This window comes from Streptomyces diversicolor, from assembly GCF_057537855.1.
Window position 1 is genome coordinate 39,866 of the sequence record NZ_BAAJXA010000031.1, and the last position, 18,530, is coordinate 58,395.

General features: G+C 72.6%; 19 protein-coding genes. 10 read left to right on the forward strand and 9 right to left on the reverse strand.

Going from position 1 to position 18,530, the window contains the following annotated elements; translation table 11 throughout:
- Positions 1–67 precede the first annotated feature (67 nt).
- The 5 genes from AC27LF_RS31085 to AC27LF_RS31105 all read left to right on the forward strand — a co-directional run bounded on the left by AC27LF_RS31085 (position 68) and on the right by AC27LF_RS31105 (position 5,044).
- Positions 68–1,183, forward strand: a complete 1,116-nt coding sequence (locus tag AC27LF_RS31085; protein WP_479660861.1) for a tetratricopeptide repeat protein — start codon at positions 68–70, stop codon at positions 1,181–1,183.
- 430 nt (positions 1,184–1,613) lie between these two features.
- The gene (locus AC27LF_RS31090) at positions 1,614–2,129 is read left to right on the forward strand and encodes a hypothetical protein (RefSeq protein ID WP_479660860.1); all 516 of its coding nucleotides are present in this window, start codon (positions 1,614–1,616) and stop codon (positions 2,127–2,129) included.
- Between the two features lie 77 nt (positions 2,130–2,206).
- Positions 2,207–3,676 (forward strand): flotillin family protein, encoded by a 1,470-nt coding sequence (locus AC27LF_RS31095; protein ID WP_479660859.1) that lies wholly within the window; start codon positions 2,207–2,209, stop codon positions 3,674–3,676.
- 228 nt (positions 3,677–3,904) lie between these two features.
- Positions 3,905–4,300, forward strand: a complete 396-nt coding sequence (locus AC27LF_RS31100) for a DUF6153 family protein (protein ID WP_479660858.1) — start codon at positions 3,905–3,907, stop codon at positions 4,298–4,300.
- Between the two features lie 84 nt (positions 4,301–4,384).
- Entirely contained in the window at positions 4,385–5,044 is a 660-nt protein-coding gene (locus AC27LF_RS31105) for a DUF305 domain-containing protein (protein WP_479660857.1), read from the forward strand.
- A 49-nt stretch (positions 5,045–5,093) separates the two neighbouring features.
- Here the strand turns inward: AC27LF_RS31105 and rocD are convergent, their stop codons facing one another.
- From rocD to AC27LF_RS31120, 3 genes are all read right to left on the reverse strand, one after another.
- Positions 5,094–6,311, reverse strand: coding sequence for an ornithine--oxo-acid transaminase (gene rocD / locus AC27LF_RS31110; RefSeq protein ID WP_479660856.1), 1,218 nt, complete (start codon positions 6,309–6,311; stop codon positions 5,094–5,096).
- Positions 6,308–7,120: a dimethylargininase gene (gene ddaH, locus AC27LF_RS31115; RefSeq protein ID WP_479660855.1), complete on the reverse strand. Its 813-nt coding sequence runs from the start codon at positions 7,118–7,120 to the stop codon at positions 6,308–6,310. Before ddaH ends, rocD begins: the two co-directional genes overlap by 4 nt.
- A 154-nt stretch (positions 7,121–7,274) precedes the next feature.
- Entirely contained in the window at positions 7,275–7,760 is a 486-nt protein-coding gene (locus AC27LF_RS31120) for an Lrp/AsnC family transcriptional regulator (RefSeq protein WP_479660854.1), read from the reverse strand.
- A 77-nt stretch (positions 7,761–7,837) separates the two neighbouring features.
- On the opposite strand from AC27LF_RS31120, the gene AC27LF_RS31125 reads away from it, so the two are divergent.
- The 4 genes from AC27LF_RS31125 (at position 7,838) to AC27LF_RS31140 (ending at position 11,992) form a co-directional block, all read left to right on the forward strand.
- Positions 7,838–8,590 carry a LytR/AlgR family response regulator transcription factor gene (locus AC27LF_RS31125; RefSeq protein WP_479660853.1) on the forward strand — a complete coding sequence of 251 codons (753 nt, stop codon included), beginning with the start codon at positions 7,838–7,840 and terminating at the stop codon, positions 8,588–8,590.
- A gap of 11 nt (positions 8,591–8,601) precedes the next feature.
- Positions 8,602–8,955, forward strand: a complete 354-nt coding sequence (locus AC27LF_RS31130) for a hypothetical protein (protein WP_479660852.1) — start codon at positions 8,602–8,604, stop codon at positions 8,953–8,955.
- Positions 8,956–8,976: 21 nt separating this feature from the next.
- Entirely contained in the window at positions 8,977–10,692 is a 1,716-nt protein-coding gene (locus tag AC27LF_RS31135; RefSeq protein WP_479660851.1) for a sodium/solute symporter, read from the forward strand.
- 94 nt (positions 10,693–10,786) lie between these two features.
- Positions 10,787–11,992, forward strand: a complete 1,206-nt coding sequence (locus AC27LF_RS31140; RefSeq protein WP_479660850.1) for a sensor histidine kinase — start codon at positions 10,787–10,789, stop codon at positions 11,990–11,992.
- 24 nt (positions 11,993–12,016) lie between these two features.
- On the opposite strand, the gene AC27LF_RS31145 is transcribed toward AC27LF_RS31140, so the two are convergent.
- The 5 genes from AC27LF_RS31145 to AC27LF_RS31165 all read right to left on the reverse strand — a co-directional run bounded on the left by AC27LF_RS31145 (position 12,017) and on the right by AC27LF_RS31165 (position 16,943).
- Complete coding sequence (locus tag AC27LF_RS31145; protein WP_404038591.1) at positions 12,017–12,187, reverse strand: hypothetical protein; 171 nt, start codon at positions 12,185–12,187, stop codon at positions 12,017–12,019.
- A 115-nt stretch (positions 12,188–12,302) separates the two neighbouring features.
- Positions 12,303–13,253: a cytochrome c oxidase assembly protein gene (locus tag AC27LF_RS31150; protein ID WP_479660849.1), complete on the reverse strand. Its 951-nt coding sequence runs from the start codon at positions 13,251–13,253 to the stop codon at positions 12,303–12,305.
- Between the two features lie 408 nt (positions 13,254–13,661).
- Positions 13,662–14,687, reverse strand: a complete 1,026-nt coding sequence (locus AC27LF_RS31155; RefSeq protein ID WP_479660848.1) for a 6-phosphofructokinase — start codon at positions 14,685–14,687, stop codon at positions 13,662–13,664.
- Positions 14,688–14,944: 257 nt separating this feature from the next.
- Positions 14,945–15,673 carry a type 1 glutamine amidotransferase gene (locus AC27LF_RS31160; protein ID WP_479660847.1) on the reverse strand — a complete coding sequence of 243 codons (729 nt, stop codon included), beginning with the start codon at positions 15,671–15,673 and terminating at the stop codon, positions 14,945–14,947.
- A 31-nt stretch (positions 15,674–15,704) separates the two neighbouring features.
- Positions 15,705–16,943: a Mur ligase family protein gene (locus AC27LF_RS31165; RefSeq protein ID WP_479660846.1), complete on the reverse strand. Its 1,239-nt coding sequence runs from the start codon at positions 16,941–16,943 to the stop codon at positions 15,705–15,707.
- 151 nt (positions 16,944–17,094) lie between these two features.
- On the opposite strand from AC27LF_RS31165, the gene def reads away from it, so the two are divergent.
- Positions 17,095–17,634 carry a peptide deformylase gene (gene def, locus AC27LF_RS31170; protein ID WP_479660845.1) on the forward strand — a complete coding sequence of 180 codons (540 nt, stop codon included), beginning with the start codon at positions 17,095–17,097 and terminating at the stop codon, positions 17,632–17,634.
- Positions 17,635–17,769: 135 nt separating this feature from the next.
- On the opposite strand, the gene AC27LF_RS31175 is transcribed toward def, so the two are convergent.
- Positions 17,770–18,411, reverse strand: coding sequence for a TetR/AcrR family transcriptional regulator (locus AC27LF_RS31175; RefSeq protein WP_479660844.1), 642 nt, complete (start codon positions 18,409–18,411; stop codon positions 17,770–17,772).
- Positions 18,412–18,530 lie beyond the last annotated feature (119 nt).

Here is an 18,530-nt window from a genome sequence, read left to right on the forward strand (position 1 = left end):
ACGGCCGAACGGTCACGTGGACGTCAAACCCATGGGCAGATGCCGGCTTCGCGAGCAAGCTGGTGGGATGGCGTTCTGGGGCAGGAAGAAGACGCGGCGCGACCGGCCGGAGGTCACCGACCACGTCGTCGGTGACTTCGGCAGTGCCGAGATCACGAGGACCGAGCGGCCCGGGGACGTGCCGCTGATCGACGTCAAGCTGAAGGTGACCGAGGAGTTCGCCCGCGGCGCGGAGTTCGAGCGCACACGGGAGGAGTTGGGCCCGACGCACCCGCGGACACTGCACGCGCTCCACGCGTACGCGGTGGTCCTGGGGCGCAGGCCCGACCGGCGCGACGACGCCGTCGAACTGCTGGACTGGCTGGTCTCCGCCCGCGCGGGCGACGAGGAGAACAGGCTGCTCACGCTGAACGACCTCACTCGGCTCCTTCAGGAGGGAGGCCATCTGGCGCTGGCCGAACAGCGGTTGCGGGAGGCGCTGGCCGGCTGGGAGCGGCTGCGCGGCCAGGACGACGCCCAGACCCTGACGATCGCGACGAACCTCGGGAACGTGCTGCTCGGCCTCGGCCGCCGGGAAGAGGCCGAGGGGCTGATGCGGGACACCGTGGCCCGCCGCACCCGCACCCTCGGCGCCGCTCACCCGGACACGCTGAGCAGCAGGAACACCCTGGCGGGTACGTTGCGCGACTCGCCCGAGCGGCTGGCCGAGGCCGAGCGCATGTACCGGGCGATGCTGGCCGACGTCGACGGCGGCAGTGACCTGGCCCTGACCGTACGGCACAACCTCGCCGCCGTGCTCATCCACCAGGGCCGGCACGGCGAGGCGCTGGAGATGTACCGGGAACTGGTCGAGGCCCGGTCGCGGTCGAAGGGCGACCGGGACCCGGACACCCTGGTCGCCCGGCACAACTACGCGGTCGTCCTGAACCGGCTCGGCCACGCCGGCGAAGCGGAGACCCTGATCGCCGAGGTGCTGGAAGGCTACCGGCGGGCCTTCGGCCACCGGCACGCCAGGACCCTCGGGGTGCAGGTCGACCTGGCGGCGATGAAGGCCAACCAGGGCCGCGCCACGGAGGCGGTGCCGCTGCTGCGCGACGCGATCGACGGCTACCGCGGCACACACGGCCCCGACCACCCGAGGGTCCGCGAACTCACCGGCGTCCTCAGGCAACTCGGCGGATGACCACAGCCCCGACACCGGCGGGGCGGCTGCGGCATCGCTGAACGCCGGCCCAGTGCCCGCACGCTCCGGCGGACACAGTTCGCGGGTCGCCCGTCCGCCCCGGTGGGGGCCTCCCCGCTGTCCACGGCCCGCCCTCGGCCCCGACGCGGCCGCCCTGCGGCTCGACGCCCCCCCGCGACCTCTCCGGCAGACCACGCCGACGAGGACGCCCAGGCCGCCCACAGCGGCATCGCCGTCCCCGCCCCCGTCCCCGTAGTGCCCGGCGCCCTGACAGGTTCCGGTCCGGCGACACACACGCGGCACTCCGAGGGCGATATACGGCATCGAAGGGGCCGGAAGATTGCCGGGGTCGGGCAATGCCGGGGACGGTGGTGCCGTGTGAACATGCGTTCACCGGCACGGTCGCCGCGCGGAAAGGGGGCGGGAGCGGATGGCCTGGTTTCTCGGTCTCGGCATCGCGGGAGTCGTACTCCTCGCGCTGTCCCTCCTCTTCGACGGCATCCTCGAAGGACTCTTCGGTGGTGCCGACGCGCTCGACGGTCTCCTCGACGGCTGGCTGTCGCTCCCGGTCGTCGCCGGCTTCCTGTCGATGTTCGGCTTCTCGGGGGCGATCGTCCTGGGCACCACCGGGCTGGGCGCGGCCGCAGCCACCGCGGTCGGCGTGCCCGCCGGTCTCGGCACGGGCTGGCTCGCCTACCGCCTCAGCCGTGTCCTGCTCGACGACCGGTCCGGTGCCGCGCCGCGCGAGGACGACCTGATCGGCGCCGCGGGCTCCGTGGTGACCGCCATTCCGGCGGACGGCTACGGCGAGGTGCTGATCCACCGGGCCGGCCAGCCGGTGAAGCTCGCGGCGAAGAGTCCCGAGCCGGTGCCGCGGGGCACCGAGGTCTGGGTCGCCGAGGCGCTGTCCCAGACGGCGGTGTCCGTACTCCCGGTGGAACGCTGACCAGCCCGGCGCCCACCCGTTCGACCGAACCACCCTAACGATCTGCCGTCCCCTGGGAGGGCTGAGGGGAATCCATCATGAGTCCAGTCGTCATCGCCGTCATAGGAGTCGTCGTACTCCTCGTCCTGCTCGGCCTGGTGGTCGTCACCCGCTACAAGGTGGCCGGCCCGAGCGAGGCGTTCATCGTCACCGGGCGGCGCGGCAAGAAGGCCACCGACCCGGAGACCGGCCGGGTCTTCACCGACAACAGCGGCCAGAAGGTCGTCGTCGGCGGTGGTGTGTTCGTCGTGCCGTTCGTGCAGCAGAAGTTCAGCCTCGACCTGTCCTCGCGGCACATCCCGGTCGCGGTGCGCGGCGCGGTCACGCTGCGCGGCGTCAAGGCCAACCTGGACGGTGTCGCCATCGTGAAGGTGGGCGGCACCGAGGACTCGATCCGCGCCGCCGCCCAGCGTTTCCTCATGCAGCAGGACGGCATCGTCGGGTTCACCCAGGAGGTGCTGTCCGGCGCGCTGCGCGCCATCGTCGGCCGGATGTCCGTCGAGGACGTCATCCGGGACCGGGCCGCCTTCGCCGGGCAGGTCGCCGAGGAGGCGGAGGCCAGCCTGTCCGGCCAGGGTCTGGTGCTGGACGCCTTCCAGATCCAGGACATCACCACCGAGGGCTCCTACCTGGAGGACCTTGGCCGGCCCGAGGCCGCCCGCGCCCGGCAGGAGGCCGACATCGCCGAGGCGGAGGCCCGGCGGGCGGCCGAGCAGGCCCGGCTGAAGGCGGAGGAGGAGATCGCCGTCGCGCAGCGGACGTTCGCGCTGCGGCAGGCGGAGATCAAGGCCGAGACGGACGAGGCCGCCGCGCGTGCGGCCGCCGCAGGGCCGCTCGCCGAGGCCGCACGCCGGCAGGAGATCCTGACCCAGCAGGAGAAGGTCGCCGAGCGGCAGGCCGCGCTCACCGACCGCCAGCTCGACACCGAGGTCCGCAAGCCGGCCGACGCCCAGCGGTACGCCGCCGAGCAGGACGCCGAGGCCAGGCGCGTGGCCCGGGTGAAGCAGGCCGAGGCGGAGCGGCTGGCCGGGATCGCCGCCGCCCAGGCGGAGGCCGAGCGGGCACGGCTGACCGGTGAGGGCGAGAAGCAGCGCCGCAGCGCGTTGGCCGAGGCCGTCCGGCTGGAGGGCGAGGCGCAGGCCGCGGCGATCGGCGCGACCGGTGAGGCCGAGGCCGAGGCGATGCGGAAGAAGGCCGACGCGTTCGCCCAGTACGGTGACGCGGCCGTGCTGCAGATGCTCGTCGAGGTGCTGCCGCACGTCGTCGCCAAGGCCGCCGAACCGCTGGGCGCCATCGACAAGATGACGGTCATCTCCACCGACGGGGCGAGCCGGCTGACCCGCACCGTCGCCGACAACGTCGCCCAGGGAGTCGAACTGCTCGGCTCCGCCACCGGAATCGACCTCGCCGAACTCCTGAAGGGCATCACCGCACGGGGCACGGGAGAGGCCGGCTCCACGGCCCCCGCCCGCGCCGAGGCCAACGGCAAGATCGAAATAGCCGACTGACACGGCCGGCCTCACCGAGCCCGGGCGGCCCCGCCGCCCGGGCTTCGCCGTGTCCGGCCACGGGCGCACACGCACGCGCCCCCCGGGGGGAACGACGAGGGACAGGGCGTACGACGCATGATCAGGGCGCGTGTCGCGGGCCCGAGGCCGATCGCCCCGTGCGCGTTCCGGCGGGCGGGAAGCGTGCCGTCGTCGGGCCGTCGGGACGGCGGTCCTAGGATGGGCGCGATGATCGGAGACGAACGGCACCCGTTCCCGCCCCCGCGGCGGTGGCGGGTGCTGCTCGTGCTCGGGCTGCTGGCCGGCCTGCTCGGCATGCACGCCCTGGCCCCCGGCGGCGCCACCGCGAGCCCCGGCCATCGCCCCGCCCCGAGCGCGACGGCCGTGGTCGCCGCCGACCCTGACTGCCCGGACGACGGGCACTGCGGTGGACACCACGCGCGGCACGCCGACCCGACCTGCGCGTCGGGCGCCGTGAGCTGGGGACCGGGCCTGCCCGCGCTCGTCCCGCACTCCGTCACCGCCGCCGTGCCCGCCGACCGGGCCGGCTCCTGCCCGGCCGCGACCCCCGAAGGGGCCCGCGCGCCGCCGTCCCTGGCCGAACTCCAACTCCTGCGGATCTAGAGGCCGCACCCACCGCTGTCGGACCGTCCGGCCGACGCGGTGTCCGGCATGCCCACGATCCGTTCGTACAGCAGGAGTTCACGCATGACCATCCGCAGCACGACCCCCCGTACCCCGGCGCGCCGCGCGGCCCTCGCCCTGGCAGCGGCGGGCGCCGCCCTCGTCCTCGCCGCCTGCGGCAGCGACGGCGGCGACAGCGGCCACGCGGGCCACGGCGCCGCGCCGTCCGCGAGCACAGAGGGCGTGGCGCCGTCCGCGAGCGCGGACGCCACCGCCGTATCCCACAACGCCCAGGACGTCGCCTTCGCGCAGGGCATGATCCCGCACCACGAGCAGGCCCTCGACATGGCCCGGCTCGCCGCCGGCCGTGCCTCCTCCGCCCGGGTCAAGGACCTCGCCACCCGCATCGAGAAGGCGCAGGACCCGGAGATCACCACGATGACCGGCTGGCTTCGCGCATGGGGCGAGCAGGTGCCCGCGGCCGGCATGGACCACACCGGCCACTCCGGCATGGCCGGGATGATGGACGACAAGGACATGACCGCGCTGGAGCAGGCCGACGGACCGGACTTCGACACGAAGTTCCTGACCATGATGGTCGAACACCACAAGGGCGCCGTCGAGATGGCCAGGACCGAGAAGTCCAGGGGCGCCTACGGCCCGGCGAAGCGCCTGGCCGACGCCGTCGTGACCGCGCAGAACGCCGAGATCGAGGAGATGCGGCGACTGCTCGGCCGGCGCTGACGGCACGCCCCGCCCTCCCGGCCCCACGGCCGGGAGGGCGGCGCACGCCTCAGACCAGCACCTTCTCCAACGCCCCGAGCGCGGACCGCAGCTCGTCGGCGGTGATCGTCAGCGGCGGCGCCAGCCGGATCGTGGACCCGTGGGTGTCCTTGACCAGCACACCCTCCCGCATCAGCCGCTCGCCGATCTCGCGGCCGGTGCCGATGGCCGGGTCGATGTCCACCCCCGCCCACAGCCCGCGCGAGCGGAAACCGACCACGCCCCGGCCCACCAGCGCGGTGAGCCCGTCCCGCAGGACCACGCCCAGATCGGCCGCCCGGCGCTGGAACTCGCCGGTCTCCAGCAGCTCGACCACCGCCGTGCCGACCGCCGCCGCCAGCGGGTTCCCGCCGAACGTCGAACCGTGCTCGCCCGGCCGCAGCACCCCCAGCACCTCCCGGCCGGCCACCACCGCGGAGACCGGCACGATGCCGCCGCCGAGCGCCTTGCCGAGCAGCACCATGTCGGGCACGACGGACTCGTGCTCCACCGCGAGGGTGCGGCCCGTACGGCCGAGCCCCGACTGGATCTCGTCCGCGACGAACAGACAGCCCGCGCTCCGGGTCAGCTCGCGCACCCCGGTGAGATAGCCGTCGTCCGGGACGACGACCCCGGCCTCGCCCTGGATCGGCTCGATCAGCACCGCGGCCGTCGTCTCGTCGACGGCCGCCTCCAGCGCGGCCAGGTCGTTGTACGGGACGATCCGGAAACCCGGCGTGAACGGGCCGAAACCGGTCCGCGCCGACTCGTCCGTGGAGAAGCCGACGATCGTGGTGGTACGGCCGTGGAAGTTCTCCGCCGCGACCACGATCGTGGCCCGGTCGGCGGGCACGCCCTTGACCTCGTACGCCCATTTGCGCGCGACCTTGATGCCGCTCTCCACCGCCTCGGCGCCGGTGTTCATCGGCAGCACCATGTCGTGCCCGGTCAGGTCGGCCAGCCGGGCCGCGAACCCGGCCAGCCGGTCGTGGTGGAAGGCGCGCGAGGTGAGCGTCAGCCGGTCGAGCTGGCGGTGGGCGGCCTCGATCAGCGCCGGGTGGCGGTGGCCGAAGTTGAGGGCCGAGTAACCGGCCAGCATGTCGAGGTAGCGGCGGCCCTCGACATCCTCCACCCAGACGCCCTCGGCACGGGCGACGACCACGGGCAGCGGATGGTAGTTGTGCGCGAGGACCGGCTCCTCCGCGCGGATGAGGTCGGCGGACGTACGCGTGCGTGCGGGTGCTGTCATGAACGGATCTCCTGGGTGCAGCACTTGATGCCCCCGCCGGCCTTGTGGAACTCCGACAGGTCGACGGGGACGGGGACATAGCCGCGGTCGGCGAGACGCGCGGCAAGGGCCTCGGCCCGCGGCGCGATGAAGACGTGGCGCCCGTCGGAGACGGAGTTCAGGCCGAACGCCATCGCGTCGTCACGGGTGGCGAGCACCGCGTCGGGGTACAGCCGCGCGAGCACCTTGCGGCTGCCGGGGGAGAAGGCCCCCGGGAAATAGGCGATGTTGTGGTCGTCCAGCACGAACAGCGCCGTGTCCAGGTGGTAGAGGTACGGGTCCACCAGGGTCAGGCCGATCACCGGCACGCCGAGGAACTCCTGCGCCTCGCGGTGCGCGTCCGGGGTCGTGCGGAAGCCGGTGCCGGCGAGCAGGTACCGGCCCGTCGGGACCAGGTCGCCCTCGCCCTCGCACACCGACCGCGGGCGGTACACCTCAAAGCCCGCGGTCTTGAACCACAGGTCGTAGTGGGTCGACTCGGGGCGGCGCTGGGGCGCGTGGAAGAGGGAGCCGAAGACCCGGCCGCCGACGACGACCGCCGAGTTCGCGGCGAAGACCATGTCCGGCAGGCCGGGGACACAGGGCACGGTCTCCACCGTGTGCCCGTGGGCCAGATAGGCGCGGATCAGCGACTGCCACTGCTCCTGCGCCAGATCGACGTCGACGCTGGTGTCGGGATGCATCCAGGGGTTGATCGCGTACTGCACGGCGAAGTGCCGGGGTTCGCAGACGAGGAAGCGCCGGGGGCGCGGCACACGGCTGTCGGGCACAGAGGTGTTCCTCCGCTTTCCTGCGGTGTCGACTGAGGGTGGCACCAAGGTAGGAAGCGGCGGAGACGGTGGACAAGAAATGAGAGCTGCGCGGGTGCGCAGGAATGCTGCTTTGTGGGCCGAAAATACGCAGCACTGCTGCGTGGGCCCGGGTTTACTCGGGCGCCGCCTGGGTCGCGGCGGCCTCCGGGCTCTCCGGCAGCAGATGGGACAGCACCATCACGCTGATCGTCTTCCGGATGAACGGCTCCACCCGGATCCGCTCCAGCACCTCCTCGAAGTGCTCGACGTCCCGCGCCCGCACGTGCAGCAGCGCGTCCGCGCCGCCCGTCACCGTCATCGCCGCCGTGATCTCCGGATGGTTGCGCACCACCTCGGCCAGCCGCCGCGGCGGCGCCGCACCCTCGCAGTACACCTCCACATACGCCTCCGTGCGCCAGCCCAGCGCCGACGGCTTCACGGTGGCCGTGAACCCGGTGATCACACCCGTCTCGCGCAGCCGGTCCACGCGCCGCTTGACCGCGGTGGCCGACAGCCCGATCGCCGAGCCGATCTCGGCGAAGCTGCTCCTGGCGTTCGCGACCAACGCGGTGACGATCTTCCGATCGAGTTCATCGAACGGGGCGGTCCTGCTGTTCATGCGGGCACTGTATCCAGCGGGAACGTCCACGCCCGGCACATGTCCACCCGTACCGATTCCACCTACACTCCACCTTCATGCTGCGCGCCCTCGCCGTCGACGACGAACGCCCCTCGCTGGAGGAACTTCTCTACCTCCTGCACGCCGATCCACGCATCGGCAGCGTCGAGGGGGCCGGTGACGCCACCGAGGCGCTGCGCCGCATCACCCGGGCGCTGGAGTCCGGCCCCGACGGGCCCGACGCCATCGACGTCGTCTTCCTCGACGTGCAGATGCCCGGCCTCGACGGGCTGGAGATGGCCCGGCTGCTCACCGGCTTCACGCATCCGCCGCTCGTCGTGTTCGTCACCGCGCACGAGGACTTCGCGGTGCGCGCCTTCGACCTGAAGGCCGTCGACTACCTCCTCAAACCGGTCCGCAAGGAACGGCTCGCGGAGGCCGTGCGCCGCGTCGCCGAGGTACGCGGCGCCCCCCGCATCCCCGTGCACGAACCCGACCCGGACCAGTTGCCCGTCGAACTCGGCGGGGTGACCCGCTTCGTCGCCGTCGACGACATCACCCATGTCGAGGCCCAGGGCGACTACGCCCGGCTGCACACCGACCGCGGCAGCCACCTCGTCCGCATCCCGCTGTCCACCCTGGAGGACCGCTGGCGCTCCCGGGGCTTCGTCCGCATCCACCGCCGCCATCTCGTCGCGCTCCGCCACATCGGCGAACTCCGCCTGGACGCGGGCAGCGTGAGCGTCCTGGTCGGCGGCGAGGAACTTCAGGTCAGCCGGCGCCACGCGCGTGAGCTGCGGGACCTGCTGATGCGCCGCACCACCGGATAGAGGAGGCCGCGATGGAGCCCACCGAACGCCGGGTCGTCGTCACCGGACCGCCCCGCCGCGCCCGCCGCACCCCAGGCCCCCACCGGCCGCGCACCGAGATCGACGAGCAGACCACCCTCGGCCACACCTATGTCCGCTCCCTGATGCGCACCCAACTGCGCGCCGCACTGGCCGTGTTCGCGGTCCTGGTGCTGCTGGTCGGCCCGCTGCCCCTGGTGTTCGCGGCGGCCCCGCAGGCCCGCCGCCTCGAATGGCTGGTGCTCGGCTTCGGCCTGTACGCGCCGCTCGTCCTGCTCGCCCGCTGGTATGTGCGCCGCGCCGAACGCAACGAACGCGACCTGGTGCGTCTGGTCGAGGACCGCTGAGACGGGGGATCGCAGGCCACCGTGAACACCGGCTACGCCATCACCGCCGTCGCCCTCGTCGTCGTCGCCACCGTCCTCGTCGGCGCCTTCGGCCTCAGGGTCTCGCGCACCACCTCCGACTTCTACGTCGCCTCGCGCACCGTCGGACCCCGGCTCAACGCCGCCGCCATCAGCGGCGAATACCTGTCCGCCGCGTCCTTCCTCGGCATCGCGGGACTGGTCCTGGTACAGGGCCCGGACATGCTCTGGTACCCGGTGGGCTACACGGCGGGCTATCTGGTGCTGCTCCTGTTCGTCGCCGCACCGCTGCGCCGCTCCGGCGCCTACACGCTGCCCGACTTCGCCGAGGCCCGGCTCGCCTCGCAGGGTGTGCGCCGGCTCGCCGGGGCGTTCGTCGTCGGCGTCGGCTGGCTGTATCTGCTGCCCCAGCTCCAGGGCGCCGGGCTCACCCTGGCGGTGCTCACCGACGCACCCGACCCGCTCGGCGGGATCATCGTGGCCGTGGTCGTGGTCGCGACGGTCGCGGCCGGCGGCATGCGCAGCATCACCTTCGTGCAGGCATTCCAGTACTGGCTCAAGCTCACCGCGCTGCTCGTCCCCGCCCTGTTCCTGGTCCTCGCCTGGCAGGGCGACGGCGCTCCCCGGCACGCCTTCGACGAGCCGGCCACCTTCCGGGAGCAGCGATCCCTGCGCGTCAAGGACACCCTCGACCTGCGGCTCGACCGGCCGCTGACCCTCACCGTGAGCGGCACGGTCGACGGCCGTCGGCACGACCAGGACCGGGTCGCGCTGCCCGCCGGCACCCACCGTTTCGAACGCGGCACCCGACTGGCCTTCGCGCCCGGCGACCCCGTGCCGGCCGCCGCGCAGGGCACCGGCGGCGGCATGTCCACCTCGCTCGCCACGGGCCGCGAGGAACGCCCGCTGTACGCCACGTACGGGCTCATCCTCGCCACCTTCCTCGGCACCATGGGCCTGCCGCATGTCGTCGTCCGCTTCTACACCAGCCCGCACGGCGTCGCCGCCCGCCGCACCACCGTCGCCGTCCTCGCCCTGATCGGCGGCTTCTACCTGCTGCCGCCCGTGTACGGGGCGCTCGGCCGGCTGTACGCCCCCGAACTCACCATCACCGGCGACGCGGACGCCGCGGTGCTGCTGCTGCCCGGCCGGATGATCGGCGGCCTCGGCGGCGATCTGCTCGGCTCGCTGGTGGCGGGCGGCGCCTTCGCCGCGTTCCTGTCCACCGCGTCCGGACTGACCATGGCCGTGGCGGGCGTGCTCACCCAGGACGTGCTGCCGTCCCGCGGAGTGCGGCACTTCCGGCTCGGCACGGTGCTCGCCATGGCGGTGCCGCTGGCGGCGAGCGTGCTGGTCGGCGGGCTGCCGGTCGCCGACGCGGTGGGGCTCGCCTTCGCCGTCTCGGCGTCGTCCTTCTGCCCGCTGCTCGTCCTCGGCATCTGGTGGCGGCGGCTGACCCCGCCCGGGGCCGCGGCGGGCATGCTGGTGGGCGGCGGTTCCGCGTTCGCCGCGGTGGCCGCCACCATGGCCGGGCTGCCCGGCACCGGTTCCCTGCACGCGCTGCTCGCCTGGCCCGCGCTGTGGTCGGTGCCGCTCGGCTTCCTCACCATGGTGCTGGTGTCGCTGGCCACCGCCGCCCGGGTGCCACCGGGTACGGCGGCCGTCCTGGCGCGGTTCCATCTGCCGGAGGAACTGCACGCTCCGCTGGAGGGGTCATGATGCGCCGTCGGACGTCCGCGGCGGCCTCCTGGCCGATTGCCCAGTTCCCCGCGCCCCTTCGGGGCGCCGTTCGGCGGTGTGCGGAGGTTGGGCCGTGACCGGTTTTCTGGCGGGTCTGTGCGTGGCCGTGCTGCCGTTGCTGGCCGTCGGCTTCTGGCTGGGGCGGCGTACCGCACGCCCGCAGAGCCTCGGCGACCTCGGCACACCCGTCGAGCACGCAACCTTCCAGACCCTGCACACCGCCTCGCTCGCCGCGCCCCCGCTGCGCGCCGGCCTCACCGAGGAGACCGCGCGCAGGTCGGCCCGCAGGCTGCGCACGCTGCTCGGCACCGACGCCCTGTGCCTGACCGACCAGAAGGACGTCCTGGTCTGGGACGGCGTGGGCGGCCACCACCGCGGGGAGGTCATGGAGCGGCTGGCCGGGCCGCTGGAGACCGGCCGCGGCGAGGCGTTCCCGCTGTCCTGTGCGACCCCGGACTGCCCGGTCCGCTGGGCCGTGGTGGCGCCGCTCACCGTCGACGACCGGGTGCACGGGGCGCTGGTCGCCTGCGCGCCGCGGGAGTCGGCCGTGCTGGTCCGGGCGGCGGGCGAGGTGGCCCGCTGGGTCAGCGTCCAGCTGGAACTCGCCGACCTCGACCGGTCCCGCACCCGGCTCATCGAGGCCGAGATCAAGGCCCTGCGGGCCCAGATATCCCCGCACTTCATCTTCAACTCGCTCGCGGTGATCGCCTCGTTCGTCCGCACCGACCCCGAGCGCGCCCGCGAACTGCTGCTGGAATTCGCCGACTTCACCCGCTACTCGTTCCGCAGGCGCGGCGACTTCACCACCCTCGCCGACGAACTGCACGCCATCGACCAGTATCTGGCGCTCGTCCGGGCCCGGTTCGGCGACCGGCTCGCCGTCACCCTGCAGATAGCGCCCGAGGTGCTGCCGGTCGCGCTGCCGTTCCTGTGTCTGCAACCCCTCGTCGAGAACGCCGTGAAGCACGGCCTGGAGGGCAAGTCCGACGCCTGCCACATCCAGATCACGGCCCAGGACGCCGGCGCCGAGGCGCTGGTCGTCATCGAGGACGACGGTGTGGGCATGGACCCCGAGGACCTGCGCCGGATCCTCGCCGGCGAGATCGGGCCCTCCGGCGGCATCGGCCTGTCCAACGTCGACGAGCGGCTCCGCCAGGTCTACGGCGACGACCACGGCCTCGTCATCGAGACCGCGGTGGGAGCGGGCATGAAGATCACGGCCAGGGTGCCGAAGTACCGGCCGGGGGTGCACTCGGCGGCCCGGCGCACCAGCGAGTGAACCCGGCCGGGGCCGAGGCGTCGCTCAGTCGCCCTGGGTCACGACCATGGCCAGGGTGAGCAGTCCCAGCACGACCCAGCCGAACCACAGCCAGCCGTTGCTGCCGAGCGCCACCGAGTAGGCGGTCACCACGACGAGTCCGCCGACGGTGAGCACCCCCATCGCCTTCGTGGAACCGTGCGTAGAACCGGGCATCGCGACACCCTCCTCCTGGTCCGTTCCCTCCATGGTGCCCCGAACCCGGTGGGAACGAATCCGCCCGGTACGGCCGGACCGGAAAGAGACCTCGGCGGGCGCCGCCGGTCCCGGGTCAGCCCTGGCGGGCGTTGAGCGAGGCCAGGTAGGCGTTGTAGGCGGCCAGCTCCTTGTCGCCGTCCCGGTCGGCGGCCCGGTCCGTGCGCCTGGCCTGCCGCTGCTCGGAGCCGTACCACTGGAACAGCAGGGCGATCAGTACCAGCACCGACGGGATCTCGCTGAACGCCCAGGCGATGCCGCCCGCGGCGCTCTGGTCGGAGAGCGCGTCGATACCCAGCGAGGCCGAGGGGTTGCGGAACGTGTCGACCATCGGCGTGGACGCCATCATCAGCGCGATGCCGAAGAACGCGTGGAACGGCATGCCGGCGAACAGCTCCAGCATCCGCATCAGATGCCCGGGCCGGTGCGGGCCGGGGTCGACGCCGATGATCGGCCAGAAGAACACCATGCCCACGGCGAGGAAGTGCACCATCATCGCGATGTGCCCGGCCTTCGAGCCCATCAGGAAGTCGAACAGCGGGGTGAAGTACAGCGCGTACAGGCTCGCGATGAACATCGGGATGGTGAACGCGGGATGGGTGACGATCCGCATGTAGCGGCTGTGCAGCAGCGCCAGCAGCAGCTCGCGCGGACCCTTGTGGCCCCGGGCCGCGACCGGCAGGGCGCGCAGCGCCAGGGTGACCGGGGCGCCCAGCAGGATGAGGATCGGCGACAGCATGCTGATCACCATGTGCTGCACCATGTGCACGCTGAACATGACCATGCCGTAGTCGTTCAGCTTGGTGCACATCACCAGCATGATGGTGAGCACCCCGAGCACGTACGAGACGGTCCGCGCGACCGGCCACGCGTCACCGCGCCGCCGCAGCCGCACGACACCCCACGCGTACAGTGCGAGCCCCAGCAGACAGGCGACGAGAAAGAACGGATCCGCCGACCACCCGAGCCCTCGTCCGAGGGTGAACGGCGGCAGATCCATGGTCATGCCATGCCCGCTGTGATCCATTCCGCAGGCTCCTGTTTCATGGGGTTTGTACGCGGTCTGTCCCCCGACAGCCTAGAACCGCCCCACCCACCCCCCACCCCCGGGGTCCCCCCAAGGAGCGCGGGGAACGGCGCGCCCAGCCACACACAACCCGCACCCGGTCTCAAAGAACACCCCCAACGGCGGCTCCCCAAGGGGCGCGGGGAACGGCGCGCTCAACCACACACAACTCGCACCCGGCCTCAAAGAACACCCCCAACGGCGGCTCCCCGAAGGGGCGCGGGGAACTGCGCGCTCAGCCAAACGAAACCCGCACCCGGCTACAAAGCCCACCCCCAACGGCGGCCCCCCGAGGGGCGCGGGGAACGGCGCACCCAGCCACACACAACCCGCACCCGACACCGAGGACCACTCCAACGCCGCCCCCCGCTAAAGAACACACTCCGCTTCGTCGTACCGCGACACCGGCACCGTCTTCAGCGTCTCCACGGCCTCAGCCAACGGCACGGTCACGATGTCCGTACCCCGCAGCGCCGTCATCCGCCCGAACTCCCCACGGTGCACGGCCTCCACCGCATGCCACCCGAACCGTGTCGCCAGCACCCGGTCGTACGCCGTCGGCGTCCCCCCGCGCTGCACATGCCCGAGGATCACCGGCCGCGCCTCCTTGCCCAGCCGCTCCTCCAGTTCGAGGGACAGCTGCCGGGCGATCCCGGCGAACCGCTCGTGCCCGTACACATCCCGGCCGCCCTCGTCGAAGTCCATGGTGCCGGCCTTCGGCTTGGCCCCCTCCGCGGCGACCACGATCGCGAACCGCTTGCCCGCCTCGAAGCGCTCCCCGACGCGGCGCGCCAACTCCTCGATGTCGAAGGGGCGTTCCGGTACGACGATGGCGTGCGCGCCGGCCGCCATGCCGGAGTGCAGCGCGATCCAGCCGGTGTGCCGCCCCATGACCTCCACGACGAGCACCCGCTGATGCGACTCCGCCGTGGTCTTGAGCCGGTCGAGGGCTTCGGTGGCGACACCCACGGCCGTGTCGAAGCCGAAGGTGACGTCCGTGACAGCGATGTCGTTGTCGATCGTCTTCGGCACGCCCACGATGGGCAGACCGCTGTCCGAGAGCAGCCGGGCCGCCTTCAGCGTGCCCTCGCCGCCGATCGGGATGATCGCGTCCAGGCCCAGCTCCGCGACATGGCCGCGGGCCCGCTCCACCCCGTCCCGCAGATGGGACGGCTGGACCCGGGAGGAGCCGAGGATGGTGCCGCCGCGGGCGAGGATGCCGCCGACGGCGTCGAGGTCGAGCTTGAGCCAGTCGCACTCCAGCAGGCCCTTCCAGCCGTCCCGGAAACCGATGACCTCGTCGCCGTGGTCGGCGACGGCGCGGTGCACGACGGACCGGATGACGGCGTTCAGGCCGGGGCAGTCGCCGCCGGAGGTGAGCACACCAATGCGCATAGCCCGAAATACCTTCTCGACGTGGGCCGGGCGCCGGACCACGCTGTCCGGCTCGATCCCGGCCAGCCTACCGGCGCGAGGGGGCCGCCCCGTAGCGACCGTCCGCCTGCTGGACGCCCCCGCACATGTGAGCGACCAGCCTGCCAACAGCGCCCCGCAGGGGCGCGGGGAACTGCGCGCCCAGCCACAACACACCCGCAGCCGCGCAACGCCCCTCCCGCCCCCGACGGCGCGGAACGCTCAAGCCAGCGCAGCGCTCACGCGGGTTGCTGCGCAGAACTGATCCGCTCGTTGCGCAGCGCCTCGTACCAGCGGTCGTCCACCGGCGGCAGCGCGTTCACATCGAGTGCCAGCTTGAGCAGCAGATCGGCGATCTGCGGGTTGCGGGCGAGTACCGGCCCGTGCATGTACGTGCCGAAGACGGTGTCGTTGTACGCGCCCTCCGTGCCGTCCCCGGTGCCGTTGCCGCGGCCAAGCCGGACCTGGGCGAGGGGGCGGGCCGTGGGGCCGAGGTGGGTGACGCCCTGGTGGTTCTCGAAACCGGTCAGCTGGGGCAGGCCCAGGCGCGGGTCGACGTCCCCGAGGACGTCGCCGACGCACCGCTCGCCCTCGCCGCGCACCGAGACCACGTCGAGCAGGCCGAGGCCGGGCTCGCGCTGGCCGAGGTCGTTGATGAACTCGTGGCCGAGGATCTGGTAGCCCGCGCACACCGAGAAGACGATCGCGCCGTTCTCCACCGCCTTGTGCAGGCCCCCGTCGCGGCGCAGCCGCTCCGCCGCGAGCCGCTGCGGCCGGTCCTCGCCGCCGCCGATCAGATAGATGTCGCCGGAGGTCGGGATCGGCTGGTCGCTGCGCACGTCGAGCCGGGCCACGTCGAGTCCGCGCTGCCGGGCCCGGCGCTCCACGACGAGCGCGTTGCCCTGGTCGCCGTAGGTGCTCAGCAGGTCCGGGTAGATCCACACCAGACGCAGGCTGTTGTCGCTCATGAAGTGATCGTCCTTTGTGTCGGGTGTGCCGTCAGTTTCCGACGCGGCGGCGCAGGTCCTGGAACGCGGTGTAGTTCGCGATGACCTCGATGCGGCCGGGCGGGGACTGCTGGACCGCCTGGTCGAGGGTGTCGCAGACCTGGAAGTGCTGGTTCGCCACCTCCAGACGCACCGAGAGGTCCAGCTTCCGGTCGCCGATGACGACGATCGGGTGACCGGTCAGCCGGGTGTAGTCGACGTCCCACAGCCAGGAGGTGTCGGTGCCGTCGGCGCCGCGCGCGTTCACGGACAGGATCACCGGGGTGGGCGGCGGGTCGATCAGGGAGAAGGTCTCCAGCCAGCCCGCCGGGTTCTTCGCGAGCAGCAGACGCAGATCGCGGCCCAGGAACTGCACGACGTCATAGCGCCCGGCGACGGCCTGCACCTGGTACATGCGCTCCAGGGCGACCTGCGGCGGCACACCGAAGACGGCGGCGACCGCCGCGGAGCTGGCGGCGTTGGCCTTGTTGGCACGGCCCGGCAGCTGGAGGTGGATCGGCCAGGCGGAACCGTGCGGGTCGAGGACGTGGTCGCCGGACAGCGCCCAGCTCGGCGTCGGACGGCGGAAACCGCACTCGCCGCAGTACCAGTCGTCGCCGGGGCGCTGCATCACACCGCCGCAGGACGGGCACGACCAGGCGTCGTCCTTCCACATCTGGCCGGCCGCGACCCAGATCACATTGGGCGAGGAGGAGGCGGCCCACACCACCAGCGGGTCGTCGCAGTTGGCGACGACGACGGCCTTGGAGCCGGAAAGGCCCTCGCGCCAGTTCTCGGCGAGCATCCGGGTCTCGGCGGCCCGGTCGAGCTGGTCGCGGGAGAGGTTCAGCAGCGCGATGCACTTCGGGTCGGTGTCCCGGGCCACGCCCGCCAGGTACTTCTCGTCGACCTCGATCACGCCGTAGCGCGCGTCCGAACCGCCCGCGAGGGCCGAGGTGATACCGGCCGGCATGTTGGCGCCGAGCGCGTTGGAGACGACCGGACCCGCGGCGCGCAGCGCCTCGGCGATCAGCCGGGTGGTGGTGGTCTTGCCGTTGGTCGCCGACACCAGGACGACGTCCAGGTTCTGGGCGAGCCGGGCGAGGAGGTCGGGGTCGAGTTTCAGCGCGACCCGGCCACCGATCACCGATCCGCTGCCGCGCCCGGCGGCGCGGGACGCCGCCGCGACCGCCTTGCCCGCGGTCACGGCCAGCTTGGCCCGCGGCGTGAGCGGGTCCGAGTTGCCTGCCATCAGTTCTCGATCCTCCTTGCGTACGCGCCGCGCCTGAGCCATCCGGCAACGTGGTGTGGACGTCAGCCTATCGAGATCCGTTCGCACACCCGAATCCCGGCCCACGCCTGCGCGGCGGGGTGTGGGCCCAGGGAACCGTACCCTTGCGGCCATGCGAAACGGTTCGATCCGGGGAGCCCGCGGGCGGGTCAGGCCCCTCACCCTGCACGGCGACCCGGTGCTGCACGCCCGCTGCGCGGAGGTGACCGACTTCGGCGCCGGCCTTGCGGAGTTGGTGGAGGACCTGTTCGCGACGATGTACGCGGCGCGCGGGGTGGGGCTAGCCGCGAACCAGGTCGGCGTGTCCTCGCGGGTGTTCGTCTACGACTGTCCCGACGACGAGGACGTGCGGCATCTGGGGCATGTGGTCAACCCGCGGTTGGTGACGGCGGACGGGGTGGTGGTGCGCGGCCCCGAGGGCTGTCTGTCGCTGCCGGGTCTCGAAGCGGCGACGGAGCGGTACGACCACGCGGTCGTCGAGGGTTTCACGGTGACCGGCGAGCCGGTCACCGTGCACGGCACGGGGTTCTTCGCCCGGTGCCTGCAACACGAGTGGGACCATCTGGAGGGCGGGGTCTACGCGGACCGCCTCAACGGCTGGCGCCGCGCCCGCCTGCTCCGCCGGGTGAGGCGCGCCCCGTGGCGTTCCTGACCGCGGTGTGTCGTTCGTGGTGCGGATGTGTGTCGGGTTGTCGGGGGGTGCGGGTGCGGGTGCGTTGCGGCCGTTTGCGCCCGCGCGGCGGAGCCGCACATCGATACGGCCCCGCCCCCCTTCGGGGCGCCGGCGTCAGAAGCCTGGGCTGCCCAGTCTGTCGGCTGCCGCGGCCAGTCGGCCCCACAGCAGGTCGGCCAGGCTCTTCACCAACTCCGCGCGTGAGCAGGGGCGTTCGCCCAGCCACCAGTCGCCGGCCGCGTGCATCATGCCGACGATCCCGTGTCCCCACACCCGGGCCAGCTGCTGGCTGCCCGGCCCCAGGTCCAGCCGGTCCCCGATCACCTGGGCCAGCTCCTCGCCCATCCGCCGCAGCAGCGGAGCGCTGTGCTTGCCGACGTCGAAGCCCTGATCGCTCTGCGAGCCCTCCGCCGGATGCATGAGAAAGCGGTACACCTGCGGCCGGGCCTCGATCGCCGCGAGATAGGTGTCCAGGGTGGCCTCGACCCGCTCCCGCCGCTCCGCCGGGGCGTCCAGCGCCGCGCGCAGCGAGTCGAGCAGCGCGTCCGTGTGCCGCTTGGCCAAGGCCGCGTAAAGGCCCCCCTTGTCGCCGAAGTGGCGGTAAAGGATCGGCTTGGTGATGCCGGCCTCCGCCGCGATGGCGTTCATCGAGGCCTTCGGGCCATCACGCAGCACCACTCTGTCCGCGGCCTCCAGCAGCTCCCGCCGTCGGCGGTCGGCGGACCGCTGCTGGTCGGTCCGCTGCGTGGTGTCCATGTGATCTCCCCACCCGTGCTGATTCGGTGACGCCTGCGCAAACTAACACTGTCGGTGCCCCTGACATCGAACGGGAGGGCGACGGGTCGGTCGGAGTTGACTTTTCCTACCAGTGGGTA

Bases quoted from the DNA above. Each gene is read 5' to 3' on its own strand.
- AC27LF_RS31085 (WP_479660861.1), top strand. From the start codon at position 68: ATGGCGTTCTGGGGCAGGAAGAAGACGCGGCGCGACCGGCCGGAGGTC.
- AC27LF_RS31090 (WP_479660860.1), top strand. From the start codon at position 1,614: ATGGCCTGGTTTCTCGGTCTCGGCATCGCGGGAGTCGTACTCCTCGCG.
- AC27LF_RS31095 (WP_479660859.1), top strand. From the start codon at position 2,207: ATGAGTCCAGTCGTCATCGCCGTCATAGGAGTCGTCGTACTCCTCGTC.
- AC27LF_RS31100 (WP_479660858.1), top strand. From the start codon at position 3,905: ATGATCGGAGACGAACGGCACCCGTTCCCGCCCCCGCGGCGGTGGCGG.
- AC27LF_RS31105 (WP_479660857.1), top strand. From the start codon at position 4,385: ATGACCATCCGCAGCACGACCCCCCGTACCCCGGCGCGCCGCGCGGCC.
- rocD (WP_479660856.1), bottom strand. From the start codon at position 6,311: ATGACAGCACCCGCACGCACGCGTACGTCCGCCGACCTCATCCGCGCG.
- AC27LF_RS31120 (WP_479660854.1), bottom strand. From the start codon at position 7,760: ATGAACAGCAGGACCGCCCCGTTCGATGAACTCGATCGGAAGATCGTC.
- AC27LF_RS31125 (WP_479660853.1), top strand. From the start codon at position 7,838: ATGCTGCGCGCCCTCGCCGTCGACGACGAACGCCCCTCGCTGGAGGAA.
- AC27LF_RS31130 (WP_479660852.1), top strand. From the start codon at position 8,602: ATGGAGCCCACCGAACGCCGGGTCGTCGTCACCGGACCGCCCCGCCGC.
- AC27LF_RS31145 (WP_404038591.1), bottom strand. From the start codon at position 12,187: ATGCCCGGTTCTACGCACGGTTCCACGAAGGCGATGGGGGTGCTCACC.
- AC27LF_RS31150 (WP_479660849.1), bottom strand. From the start codon at position 13,253: ATGGATCACAGCGGGCATGGCATGACCATGGATCTGCCGCCGTTCACC.
- AC27LF_RS31155 (WP_479660848.1), bottom strand. From the start codon at position 14,687: ATGCGCATTGGTGTGCTCACCTCCGGCGGCGACTGCCCCGGCCTGAAC.
- AC27LF_RS31160 (WP_479660847.1), bottom strand. From the start codon at position 15,673: ATGAGCGACAACAGCCTGCGTCTGGTGTGGATCTACCCGGACCTGCTG.
- AC27LF_RS31165 (WP_479660846.1), bottom strand. From the start codon at position 16,943: ATGGCAGGCAACTCGGACCCGCTCACGCCGCGGGCCAAGCTGGCCGTG.
- def (WP_479660845.1), top strand. From the start codon at position 17,095: ATGCGAAACGGTTCGATCCGGGGAGCCCGCGGGCGGGTCAGGCCCCTC.
- AC27LF_RS31175 (WP_479660844.1), bottom strand. From the start codon at position 18,411: ATGGACACCACGCAGCGGACCGACCAGCAGCGGTCCGCCGACCGCCGA.